This window comes from Streptomyces sp. NPDC051738 (genome assembly GCF_044453205.1).
In the GTDB taxonomy this organism is placed as follows: domain Bacteria; phylum Actinomycetota; class Actinomycetes; order Streptomycetales; family Streptomycetaceae; genus Streptomyces.
In genome coordinates this window covers 1-12,021 of record NZ_JBITCM010000024.1, presented here as the reverse complement: position 1 = coordinate 12,021, position 12,021 = coordinate 1, and the positions used below count along the sequence as shown (strand labels likewise).

The following is a 12,021-nucleotide window of genomic DNA, read 5'->3' as shown; positions in this document are numbered from 1 at the left end:
GTGCTCGCACCCAATGTGCGCTCGGAAGGCCCCCACCTACTGTGACGCTCGCCCACCCCCCAGCACCTCGGAAGGGGCGTCACTCATGCTCGCGGTCGACGGTATCAGCGTGCGCTTCGGCGGGATCACGGCACTGGACGGTGTCGCGTTCACCGTCGAGCCGGGCACCGCCGTGGGGCTCATCGGACCGAACGGAGCCGGCAAGACCACCTTGTTCAACTGCCTCACCAGGCGCTGCACCCCTGATGCGGGGACGCTCCGGTTCGAGGACGAGGACCTGCTCGCCCTCCCACCGCACTCCGTGGCCGGACGCGGCATAGCCCGCACCTTCCAGAACCTGGGTCTGTTCCCACGGCTCACGGTCCGGGAGAACGTCATGGTCGGCGCCCACAGCCGGGGGCATACGGGACACCTCGCCGCGGCGCTCCGGCTGCCCCGCGTCCGGCGGGAGGAGAGGGAACTACGTGACCAGGCGGACGACTTGCTACGGCGTCTCGGCCTGTCGGATGTCGCCGACCACCCCGCCTCCGGGCTGCCGTTCGGCACGCTCAAGCGCGTCGAACTCGCCCGGGCGCTCGCGGTACGGCCCCGGCTGCTGTTGCTCGACGAACCCGTCAACGGGCTCAGCCACGGCGAGGTCGGCCAATTCGCGGATCTGGTCCGGTCGGTGCGCGAGGACTTCGACCTGACGCTCGTGGTGGTCGAACACCACATGGGGTTCGTGATGGGCCTGTGCGACAAGGTCGTGTGCCTCGACTTCGGACGCAAGATCGCCGAAGGCTCGCCGGAGGAGATCCAGCGCAACCCTGCGGTCATCGAGGCGTACCTGGGGGTGGCGGCATGACGGAACCCACCACCGACAGCACCGAGGCCGGGCAGGCGAATGAGGAGCCGGACTTCCTGAAAGTCGCCGGCCTGCATGCCGGATACGGCCAGGCCCGCGTGCTCCAGGGGCTCGACTTCACCGTCGCACACGGCGAGGTGTGCGCGATCCTCGGGCCCAACGGCGCGGGCAAGACAACCACTCTGCGGGCCCTGTGCGGCATGGTCCGCGGACGCGGCTCGGTGACGCTGAACGGTACGGAGCTGCTGGGTCGCTCGCCCGAGCAGACCGCGCGTCTCGGCGTGGCACACGTACCCGAGGGCCGGGGCACCTTCAACGACCTGACCGTCGAGGAGAACCTGCGCATCGGCGCCCACCTGCGCACCGGCCGGTGGCGGCGCGACGGCCGCGCCGAGCGCGCGGCCGTCGCGGCCGACCTGGAGCGCATCTACGGCTACTTCCCCAAGCTCCGCCAGCGGTCCCACCAGGCCGCCGGCAGCCTCAGCGGCGGCGAACAGCAGATGCTCGCCATCGGCAGGGCGCTGATGCTGCGGCCCTCGCTGCTGCTCCTGGACGAGCCGTCGCTGGGCCTCGCGCCGCTGGTCACCCGCGAGCTGTTCGAGATCGTCCGTGCCGTCAACGAGGAGGAACGCACCACCGTGGTCGTCGTCGAGCAGAACGCCCAACTCGCGCTGGATGTGGCGCACCGGGCCCACGTACTGGAGGCCGGCCGCCTGGTGCTGTCCGGGCCGTCCCAGGAGATCCGCGAGGACGGGCAGGTCGCCGAGGTGTACCTCGGTGTCTCCGTCCGGTCCGGAAAGGGCGGGTGAGGGCGGTGACCGAACTGCTCCAGCAAGTGGTGGAAGGGGTCGGCTCCGGCGCGGTCTATGCCAGCCTGGCGCTGGCCCTGGTGCTGATCCACCGGTTCACCGGGATCGTCAACTTCGCTCAGGGTGAGCTCGCCATGATCTCCACCTACGTGGCGTGGCAACTCGTGGCGTCCGGGATGTCGTTCTGGCTGGCGCTGCCGGTGACCCTGGCGGTGTCCTTCGCCGGCGGCATGCTGGTCGAACGGATCGTCATCCGCCCGGTGCAGAACGCGCCCGAGCTGACGATGGTCATCGTCACGGTCGGTCTGTTCATCTTCGTCAACGCGATGGCCGGTCTGATCTGGTCGTTCACCGTGAAGGACTTCCCGCAGCCGTTCCCCGACGGCGGGATCGACCTGGCCGGGGTGCGTGTGGACTGGTCGAGCCTCGGGATCATCGCGGTGGTGGCCGTCGTGATGGGCCTGCTGTACCTGCTGTTCCAGCACACCTCCATCGGCCTGGTGATGCGGGCGGTCGCCTGCAACCCTGCCTCCGCCCGGCTGTCGGGCATCCGAGTGGGCCGCGTGCTGATGCTCGGCTGGGGGCTGGCCGCGACAGTCGGTGCGGTGTCGGGCGTGCTCGTCGCCCCGCTGCTGTTCCTCGAGCCCAACATGATGGGCGGGGTGCTGATCTACGCGTTCGCCGCAGCCACCCTCGGTGGCTTCGACAGCCCGGTCGGTGCGGTCGTCGGCGGCCTGGTCGTGGGCGTGGCCGAGACGCTGGCCGGGGCGTACGTGGACGTGATCGGTGCCGATCTGAAGGTGGGCGTACCCCTGCTGATCATCCTGGCGGTGCTGCTGGTGCGGCCCCAGGGCCTCTTCGGACGGGCGGCGGTGGAGCGCGCATGAGCACGATCACCGCACCACTGGGCACCGACCGCGCCCGCCGCCTGCGGGCCGCGCTCACCGCGCTGCTCGCCGCGGGCGTCGCCGTCGGCGCACCGTTCTACTTCGCCCCCTTCCAGGTCTTCCAGCTGACCATGGTGCTGCTGTACGCCGTGGCGCTGGCCGGCCTGAACCTGCTGGTCGGATTCGGCGGGCAGATCTCCCTCGGGCACGGCGCGTTCTTCGCGGCAGGGGCCTACACGGCAGCGGTCATGCTCGACCGCTACGACACCGGCCACTTGGCCACGCTGCCGGTCGCCGCCGTCGGTTGCTTCCTGCTCGGCCTCGGTTTCGGCGTGCCCGCCCTGCGGCTGCGCGGGCTGTACCTGGCCCTGGTCACGCTCGCCTTCGCGGTGTTCCTGCCACCGCTGCTCAAGCGGCTCGAACCGGTGACGGGCGGCTCCATGGGCCTGACCGTGGACAAGCTGGAACCACCCGCGTGGAGCGGGCTGGCCGAGGACCAGTGGACGTACTTCGTCGTCCTCGCCGTCACCGCGGTGGCTCTGCTGCTCGCCCGCAACCTGCTGCGGTCCCGGGTCGGTCGGGCACTGCTCGCGGTGCGGGACAACGAGAGCGCCGCGGAGGTCATGGGCGTTCGGCTGTCGCTCCACAAGACCCTCGCCTTCGCGTGGAGCGCGATGTTCGCGGGTGTCTCCGGATGCGTCTACACCTGGGTGATCGGCTTCGTCTCGCCCGACTCGTTCAGCTTCGTGCTGTCCATCACGCTGCTGGCCGGCCTGGTGGTCGGAGGGCTCGCCTCACTGTACGGACCGCTGCTGGGCGCGGCCTTCGTGATGTACGTGCCGAACGTGGCCCAGGACATCAGCGAGGCGGCACCCGGCGTGGTGTTCGGCCTGCTGATCATCGCGGTGATGTTCGTGGCGCCGACGGGGCTGGCCGGTCTGGCGGGCCGGGTCCGGGGCGCCGCCGCCGGCCGCCTCACCCGCACCACCACCCCCGCCGCCGACGACCGGACGCCCGACCCCGAACCCTCCGCGCCCCCCACTCCGGCGGACCCCGCACCTGTCGATGCCGAACCCGTGGGCGCACCGCCCCGCACGGAAAAGGAATGAATCACATGCGCATGACGACCACTCTGCGGGCGGCCGCGGCCGCGTCCGCCGCCCTGCTCCTCGCCACCGCCTGCACCAGCCAGCGCGGGCAGGACGACAAGGACGCCGCCGCCGACGGCGCGTGCCAGGGCCAGCAGACCACCGGCATCACCGACAAGACCATCAAGCTGGGCGGCATCTACCCACTGTCGGGACCGGCCTCCGCGTACGGCACGATCAGCAAGGGCGTGAGCGCCTACTTCAAGCACGTCAACGACAAGGGCGGCATAGACGGCCGCACGGTGGAGTTCACCGTCCGCGACGACGGCTACCAGCCGCCCAAGGCGGTCGAGGAAGCCCGCAGACTCGTCGAGCAGGAGAAGGTCTTCGCCGTCTTCCAGACTCTGGGCACCCCGTCCACAGCCGCCGTTTGGGACTACCTCAACAAGCGGAAGGTGCCGCAGCCTTTCGTTGCCACCGGCGCCTCCGTCTGGGGTGCGGACGGCGACCACCCGTGGACCACCGGCTGGCAGCCCAACTACGTCGCCGAGGCGCGGGTGTACGCCAAATACCTCAAGGAGGAGAAGCCGAAGGCCAAGGTCGCCGTCCTCTATCAGAACGACGACTTCGGCAAGGATCTGCTCGGCGGGTTCGAGGCGGCACTCGCCGGCAGCGGCATCAAGGTGGTCGCTGAGGAGAGCTACGAGGTCACCGACCCGTCCGTCTCCGCACAGATGACAAGCCTCGCCCGGTCCAAGGCGGATGTGCTGCTCAACGTCACCACACCGAAGTTCGGCAGCCAGGCCCTCGCCGCGGATGCCAAGAACACCAAGTGGAACCCGCTGCACATCGTGAACAACGTGTCCTCGTCGGCCACCGTGCTCAAGCCCGTCGGGTTCAAGAACGTCCAGGGCGTGGTCTCGGCGACCTACTTCAAGGACCCCGCCGACCCGCAGTGGGCCGACGACGCGGAGATGAAGACGTACCAGGACGCGCTGCGCAAGTACGCGCCCGACTCCGACCCGGCCAACCAGTTCAACGCCTACGGCTGGGCCGCCGCCTCCAGCTTGCACAAGGCTCTGGACGCGATGAAGTGTCCGACCAGGGAGGGGATGCGGGACGCGGTGCGCAACCTCAAGGACGTCAAGGTGGACATGCTGCTGCCCGGCGTCACCCTCTCCACCGGGCCCGATGACGCCTTCCCGATCGAGACGATGCAGCTGATGCGGTTCGAGGGCGAGCGGTGGCAGCTGTTCGGTGAGCCGGTGGACACCCGCAAGGAGTTCGGCCCGCTGGCGAAGTGAGCCGGCGGGGGCGGCCCCGGTCGATGCCCTGACCCCTGGGGCCGCCCTCGCCGACCTGCCGACGGATCTGGCCGCGGCACACCGCTCCTTCGTATCCGCGAAGTCGCCCGCAGCGCGCACGTTCATGTCAGCATCTGCCGTAATCCCTGATGCCCGCCACGCCGCGCCACGCGGCGGGCAAGGCCGCGGCCTCCGCCGGGTTTCAATAGGCTTACATGGTCAGGAGGTCAGCAGGTCAGCGTGCATTCGAGAACGCCGAGCCACCGCCGCAGACGCCGTCATGCCGGTCACCGGCCGCCGTCAGGGCACGCGGCAGAACATCGGCGACCGAGTACACGGTGGTGTCCAGCGGTGGAGAAGCGGATGACGGAGCTCAGCGAAGGCCACGACGATCCGTTCGCCCTGCACCTCCCCGCGTTGGCGGTGCTCGACGACCGGGGAGTCGTGGTCGGATGGAACCGGCGGGCTCAGGAACTGCTCGGCTATCCGGACACAGCCGTGATCGGTCGTCCGGCGGTCGAGGTCCTTGTCGACCCTCGTGATCTGCCGGCCGTCACTCAGGCCGCGGCGAACTGCAGGAGAGCCGACGGCTGGTTCGGTGTCCTCACAGTGCGGCACCGCGACGGGCGGCTCGTGGAGCTGGGGCTCAGGGCCCAGGAGCTGTCACGCGATGGCCGGGTCCGTGAGTGGTTCCTTGCGGGGGCACTCGCGGTTGACGTCCTGGAATGGCAGAGGGACCGCGCGGTTCTCGACGGGTTGTACCGCCAGTGCCCGATCGGCTTGGTCGTCCACGGCCCCGATCTGAGGATTCTCCGGGTCAACCGGGCCATCGAACGGTTCAGCGACGTCCCGGCAGCAGACTTTCGGGGGCTGCCCACCGGCCGGATGCTCCTCCCCGACGACGCGCGCAAGGCTGTGGACCGTGTGCGCCAGGTGATGCAGACCGGAAGACCCCTGGTCTACTCCGAGCAGTTCGTTCGCCTGGAGCAGGATCCGGCACGAGAGCGGGTCGCGTTGGTCTCGTCCTTCCGGATGGAGGATCCCTCCGGCCGCGTCCTGGGTGTGGCCGAGTTGATCGAGGACATCACCGAACGCCATCGGGCCCAGCGTCGGCTCGCGCTCCTCGACCAGGTCGGCAGCCGCATCGGAACCACCCTCGACGTGGCGGAGACCGCCCGGGAACTCGCCGAGGTGATGGTGCCTCACCTCGCCGACCATGCGTCCGTGGACCTGCTTCAGCCGGTGACGCGCGGTGAGGAACCGACGCGCGCGCTGGCCGGGCCTGTGGTCCGACTGGGGACCTGTAGCGTCGGTGCCCAGCAACCCGGCCCGCCCCACCCCGAGGGCGAGCCTGTGGAGTTCGGGCCGGACACACCGCAGGCCGGATGCCTGGCCGAGGGAAGGCCCGTCCTGGAACCGGTTCTCCCGCCCGACTGGTTCTCGGCGGAAGGCCTGCAGGGGGCCCACGCTCCGGACCTGAGCGCCCACTCGCTGATCGTGGTACCTCTTGCCGCGCGTGGCCTGGTGCTCGGCGTCATGACCTTGTGGCGTTCCCGCCGCCCCGATGCCTTCGAGGCGGACGATCTCACCCTCGCTCAGGAACTCGCCTCGCGCGCCGCCGTCGCCATCGACAACGCCCGGCGCTTCACGCAGCAGCAGCAGACCGCGTTCACCTTGCAGAGCAGCCTTCTGCCCCGGGCGATTCCAAATCAGTCGGCCGTCGAGGTGGCCCTGCGCTACCTGCCGGCCAGCGCGGGCCCGGGCCTGGGCGGCGACTGGTTCGACGTCATTCCCCTGTCCGGGGCCCGGGTCGCCCTCGTCGTCGGCGACGTGGTCGGGCGAGGCATCCATGCTGCCGCCACCATGGGCCGGCTGCGCACCGCCGTCCATACGCTCGCCAGCCTCGACCTGGAACCGGACGAGCTCCTCTCCCGCCTTGACGACCTGGTCAACCTGCTGGCGGCCGAACAGGAAGCGGTCGGCGAACGGCCCGTGGGTGAGCAGGTCGTCGGCGCCACGTGCCTGTACGCCGTGTACGACCCGGTCTCCGGACGCTGCTCCGTGGCCCGCGCCGGTCATCCACCGCCGGTGGTGACCGCTCCGGACGGACAGGTGGCTCTGCTCGACCTGCCCGCCGGACCACCGCTCGGCCTGGGCGGCCTGCCGTTCGAGGCCCGGGACATCGAACTGGCAGAGGGAAGTCTGCTGTGCCTTTACACCAACGGAATCATCGGTGAACGTCACATCGATGCCGACGTCGCCCTGACGAAGCTGTGTGCAGCGCTCACCCGCCCTGCGGGCACGCTGGAACGGACATGCCAAGCAGTGGTCGACGCGCTGGTCCCCTCGCTCCCCAGTGACGACGTCGTATTGCTGATCGCTCGCACCCGCATGCTGCCACCGGAGAATGTCGCCTCCTGGCAGCTACCGCCGGAGCCTGCCAGCGCCGCCCGGGCCAGGGCATTGACCTCGGCCAAGCTGACCGAATGGGGTCTGGAGCACCTGGCGTTCACCACCGAGTTGATCGCCAGCGAACTGGTCACCAACGTCTACCGCTACGCCGGCGGTCCTGCGACCCTACGGCTGATCCGTGAACGGTGTCTGGTGTGCGAGGTCAGCGACACCAGCCACACCTCACCGCACCTGCGCCGCGCCCGGACGACCGACGAGGGCGGGCGCGGCCTGTTCCTGGTGGCTCAGATGACCGAACGCTGGGGTACCCGCTACACCCGCGAGGGCAAGACCGTGTGGACCGAACAATCGCTGACCGGCACGTCCGCCTGACCGGTCTCGAGCACAGGGCTCCAGTGCGGTGCCCCGGACGAGGTTCCCCTCATCGGCGTGTGATTCATCACAGCACGTTATGTTGTGCACAATTTAATTGCTGGCTAGGTTTTGGGAGTCAACGGCACTGTCACAGGGAGGCAGCACCATGGATCCCGTCCGCTATGAGGATTACCGCCCCGCCGAACGTCCGGCATATCAAGCAGAGTTGGACGCAGTGGTCGCACAGGTGGCGCAGCGCACCGGCGCTTCGGTCGAGCGCGAGGCCGTCGGCCGCGCCGTCCGTACCGCCCACGGAAAGACGTACGGCCTCCTCAAGGCCACCGTCACGATCGGTGACAACCTCGGCTTCCACGCGCAGGGCATCTTCGCCCGGCCCACCGTGTACGACGCCGTCGTCCGCTACTCCAACGGTCTGGGCCACCAGCGTCCCGACCACCAGCTGGGCGCGGCTTGCGGGATGGGCATCAAGCTGTTCGGGGTTCCTGGCCGGTCACTGCTGGCCGATGAACCGGACACCGGTACCTTCGACCTCAACCTGATCAACAATGACGTCTTCTTCGCGAACACCGCCTACGACTACATGGTCATCGAGGAGTTGTTCGCGGAGCTGCCCGAAGGCCTGGCGAACCCCGCCCGCCGCAAGACCTGGATGGCCGAGTTCCTGACCCGCCGGGGCACGCTCACCGATCCCGACGGCTGGCTGTGGGACGAACTGTTCGCCATGCTCTCGTTCACCACCGTCCCGCGCAGGAACCTGCTGTCGTACACCTACAACAGCATGGGTGCCTTCCGATACGGCGACCACATCGCCAAGATCCGCACCGTGCCGACGGCCGAGTCCCTGGCCGCCCTCACACACCAGATCGTGGACGTGCGCGCGGACAACGAGGCGTTCCGCCGCACGCTGGTTGCCGAGGCCGCGGAGCGCGACCATTCCTTCGAGCTCCAGGTGCAGCTCAACACCGATCTGGCTCGCATGCCGGTGGACAACACCTCCGTGAAGTGGCCCGAAGAGTTGTCCCCCTGGGTGACCGTCGCCCGTGTGGACCTCCCGGGTCAGGACATCGGCGGGGAGGACAACGTGGCGGCCGCCGACGCCACGTCGATCACACCGTGGCGCTCCCGAGAGGAGCACCGGCCCATCGGCGAGATCCAGCGGGTGCGGCAGGAGGTGTACCGGCGCTCGTCCATCGAGCGGCACCGCGTCAATGGACAACAGCGGCGCGAACCGGTGAGCAGCGCGCAACTGCTCGGTTGAGCCGGCCGAGCCGCGTTCCGCAGCCTGCGCCGACCGCACTCGGACCGAACGGCTCCGTCACACCACCATGCACCCGCCGGATCTGACCGCCAGTCAATAGGGCGGAACCCGCCCTACCCCTGCTCGGGAACGGCCATCTCGCCCAGCAGCGCCCAGTCGTCCTGCGGAATGTTCGCGTTCACGATGCGGGGTGTCTCGATCAGATGGGGCGGCAACGTCTGCTGCGCGGCCCTGAAGTGCGCCGACTGCACGTGAGCAGCGCCTGCTTCGTCATCGCGGAAGGCCTCGACCAGGACGTACTCCGTGGGGTCCGTCACGCTTCGCGACCACTCGAACCAGAGGCAGCCGGGCTCCCGGCGCGTGGCTTCGGTGAAGTCGGCGGTGATGTCCGGCCACCGATCGGCATGCTCGGGACGGACTCGGAACTTTGCGGTGATGAAGATCATCAGCCTTCCTGCCTCCTCGGACGTACGTCGTCTCGGTTGCCGTCCGGCAGTAGATGACGGAGGCCGGCATGCGCGGCCCGGCCGGTATGCCCGGGGTGCGGTTCGAACGGGCCGGCAATGGAGTGCCGGCGATGCCGGTCCGCCGAACGAGCAGTCGCCGGCTCATACCCAGCTACCAGTGATGCGTGGCGACAGGATCGTACGACGTCAGCCGCGCATGGGCAGTTCACCCGCGCCAGGAAGTGCCTTTATGGAGGGTCTTGCGGACGCCGTCGGAGCGGCCTGCGAACAGTTCGTACGCCGCTGGGCCTTCGGAGAGGGCGTAGCGGTGGGAGACCGCGACCTCGGGCTTGATCCGGCCGGCACGGGTGAGGGCGATCAGGGGAGGGAGTTCGTAGTGCACCGAGCACAGGCCGATGGCGAACTCCAGTTCCTTGATCTGGGCCAGTCCCATGTGGAAGGGGAATGCCTTGTTCTGGCTGACCCCGATGACACTCACCCGGCCGGCCTGTCGGACGGCCTTGAGGGCGAGTTCGATGGTGGTGTCGGAGCCCACGGCCTCCACGACGGCGTCCGGCCCGCGTCCGCCGGTCATGGCCCGTATGGCCGCCCGCGCACGAGGACGAGCACCGCGTCGGCATCGGGTCGGCGGAAGTGTGGTGCGATGCCAGGCGCGAGGCCGTCGCGGTCACGCTGCCTACCACGCACCGGCCCGAGCCGAACACGGCCTCTCTCCACGTGTTCGCGCTCGCTGTCCAACCGGCCGCCCAAGGCACGACCCTGACGCTACGTCATGCCCGCTCCACGGCCTCGCTGCTGGATCCCGGCGGCGCCCAGAGCGTGGAGGCGACGCTCGTCAACGCGGGGACGGAGCCAAGTATGCCGAGTGGCATTGGAACCACATGCAGGACCGGAACAACGCCGTGTACGCCTATCACGCACAGACGTACGGCGAGGACTTCGCCTACGACGACTTCATCCCCATGTTCCGGGCCGAACGGTTCGATCCGCGGGCGTGGGTGGAGGTGTTCCGGGACGCGGGCGCGCAGCACCACGTCCTGACCTTGAAACTCCACGAGGGCTTCGCGCTGTGGGACACCAAGCTCTCCGAACGGAACTCGGTGAAGATGGGGCCCGGGCACAACCTGGTGCACAATCTCGTCGACATCGTCTCCAAGAACGGCAACCTGCTCCTCGACGTCGGCCCGCGTGCCGACGGCACCATCCCCGAGATCATGCAGACGCGGCTGCGTGAGACCGGCCGCTGGCTCAAGGTCAACGGCGAGGCGATCTACGACACCACCTACTGGTCCCGCATGGCGCAGGTCGGCCAGGACCTTCGTTTCACGGTGCGGCAGGGCAAGGCGTTCTACATCCACTCCCTGGCCGAGCCGGGAAGCCGCCTGACCGTCGAGGCGCCGGTGCCCATCCGCAGCGGTGACAAGATGACGCTGCTCGGCCACGACGGCCGCTGACCTGGGCCGTGCGAGGTGGAGCACTGGTCATCGACGTGCCGGTGGCCGCTCGGGCGGCGGGGGAGCACGTGTGGGTCTTCAAGGTGGAGTGGAGCGACTGAGCGTCCCCGCGCGGGCACCCGCGCGGGGTGATCATTACGCCCCTTCAGAATCGCGAGCACCGCCTCCACCGTCGGCTGCCGAGCGGGTTCCCCGCCGGCGGGGGGCTTCTCGCCAGTTCGACACCCGTCTTGCGGATGTTGGCGTGCTCCCCGCTCGCGGTTGCATTCCGAGGGCCTGGTGGTTCGCGCAGCCATCGCTTGGGGCTCGCCGCCGACGCATCCAGGCGTTCGTGCCCTGCGCCACCACTCTCGTGCTGGTTCCGTGCTGACTTCGGCAGCCGGAATCATGGAAAACCGCAGATCCTAGCCCCGATCGAATGAGTTGTCGTACCACTCGATGGTGGTGCCGATGAGGCTGGCGGCGACGATGCGACGGAGGTTCGCGGGTGGTGGGGGAGCGGTGGTTCCGGAGGCCATGTGCGCCACTTCCTCGTGTGCGGTGGGGACGGGCAGGTACCGGCAGACGGTAGAAAGGCGCAGGTCAGGCGCACATGTGGTGGGGCAACATAGTTCTGGGTCTGGGTATGCGTACGGGCTCCATGCCTCCTTGTGGAGCGGTGGTTCAGAGGCCCGCGAAAGGCCGAAGCGACCGCTGTCCGAGAGGCGCAGTTGGGGATGACTTGACGGCGCCGTGCTGACTCCCGTGCTGGTTTGGTTCACCGAGTGGACCGAGGCCCGGGTGTGGGCCAAAGCATCCGGCGCCGCATCGCCCGCAAGGGACTCGAGTCCTCCCAACGACTGGGACGGCACCGCTGGGTCGTGGAACGAACCCCGTCCTGGCTGTCCGGCTGCCGTCGACTCCACCGCCGCTGCGAACGCAAGTCCGAACACTTCCTCGCCTTCACCGCCATCGTCGCCGCCCTCATATGCCGCCGCAGACTCACCAACTGAAATGGGCCTCTTAAAGAGCGTTTTGTCCCGGCGAGGTTGTTTGGTTCGAGATTCAGGTGTCGCGCCAGTTCGGGGTGGATTCGCGGGTGAGCCTGCGGCTTATGAGGTCGATCATCGCGACGTGGATTATT

The 12,021-nt window shown here is 68.9% G+C and carries 10 protein-coding genes and 1 pseudogene; 9 read left to right on the top strand and 2 right to left on the bottom strand.

All coding sequences use genetic code 11. The features are described 5' to 3' along the window. The first annotated feature begins 85 nt into the window (after window positions 1-85). The 7 genes from ACIA8X_RS39220 (at window position 86) to ACIA8X_RS39190 (ending at window position 8,977) form a co-directional block, all read left to right on the top strand. On the top strand, window positions 86-844 hold the full coding sequence (locus ACIA8X_RS39220; RefSeq protein ID WP_399460314.1) for an ABC transporter ATP-binding protein: 759 nt from the start codon (window positions 86-88) through the stop codon (window positions 842-844). After that, window positions 841-1,653 (top strand): ABC transporter ATP-binding protein, encoded by an 813-nt coding sequence (locus ACIA8X_RS39215; RefSeq protein WP_399460312.1) that lies wholly within the window; start codon window positions 841-843, stop codon window positions 1,651-1,653. The genes ACIA8X_RS39220 and ACIA8X_RS39215 overlap by 4 nt, the downstream gene beginning before the upstream one ends. Window positions 1,654-1,658: 5 nt before the next feature. Then, window positions 1,659-2,540, top strand: a complete 882-nt coding sequence (locus tag ACIA8X_RS39210) for a branched-chain amino acid ABC transporter permease (protein ID WP_393461949.1) — start codon at window positions 1,659-1,661, stop codon at window positions 2,538-2,540. Next, window positions 2,537-3,649 carry a branched-chain amino acid ABC transporter permease gene (locus tag ACIA8X_RS39205; protein WP_399460311.1) on the top strand — a complete coding sequence of 371 codons (1,113 nt, stop codon included), beginning with the start codon at window positions 2,537-2,539 and terminating at the stop codon, window positions 3,647-3,649. Before ACIA8X_RS39210 ends, ACIA8X_RS39205 begins: the two co-directional genes overlap by 4 nt. A gap of 11 nt (window positions 3,650-3,660) precedes the next feature. Next, a complete protein-coding gene (locus tag ACIA8X_RS39200) occupies window positions 3,661-4,932 on the top strand; it encodes an ABC transporter substrate-binding protein (protein ID WP_393461945.1) in 1,272 nt (423 codons plus the stop codon). Between the two features lie 363 nt (window positions 4,933-5,295). Then, a complete protein-coding gene (locus ACIA8X_RS39195; RefSeq protein WP_399460310.1) occupies window positions 5,296-7,716 on the top strand; it encodes a SpoIIE family protein phosphatase in 2,421 nt (806 codons plus the stop codon). A 217-nt stretch (window positions 7,717-7,933) separates the two neighbouring features. Further along, window positions 7,934-8,977, top strand: coding sequence for a catalase family protein (locus ACIA8X_RS39190; protein WP_393462037.1), 1,044 nt, complete (start codon window positions 7,934-7,936; stop codon window positions 8,975-8,977). A gap of 113 nt (window positions 8,978-9,090) precedes the next feature. On the opposite strand, the gene ACIA8X_RS39185 is transcribed toward ACIA8X_RS39190, so the two are convergent. Further along, the gene (locus ACIA8X_RS39185; protein ID WP_393461941.1) at window positions 9,091-9,423 is read right to left on the bottom strand and encodes a putative quinol monooxygenase; all 333 of its coding nucleotides are present in this window, start codon (window positions 9,421-9,423) and stop codon (window positions 9,091-9,093) included. Between the two features lie 226 nt (window positions 9,424-9,649). After that, on the bottom strand, window positions 9,650-10,027 hold the full coding sequence (locus tag ACIA8X_RS39180; RefSeq protein WP_393462035.1) for a zinc-binding dehydrogenase: 378 nt from the start codon (window positions 10,025-10,027) through the stop codon (window positions 9,650-9,652). Window positions 10,028-10,325: 298 nt separating this feature from the next. On the opposite strand from ACIA8X_RS39180, the gene ACIA8X_RS39175 reads away from it, so the two are divergent. Next, a complete protein-coding gene (locus tag ACIA8X_RS39175) occupies window positions 10,326-10,898 on the top strand; it encodes an alpha-L-fucosidase (RefSeq protein ID WP_399460309.1) in 573 nt (190 codons plus the stop codon). A 785-nt stretch (window positions 10,899-11,683) separates the two neighbouring features. Beyond that, window positions 11,684-11,890, top strand: a pseudogene (locus ACIA8X_RS39170) (transposase); the annotation flags it as partial. Between the last annotated feature and the right edge of the window lie 131 nt (window positions 11,891-12,021).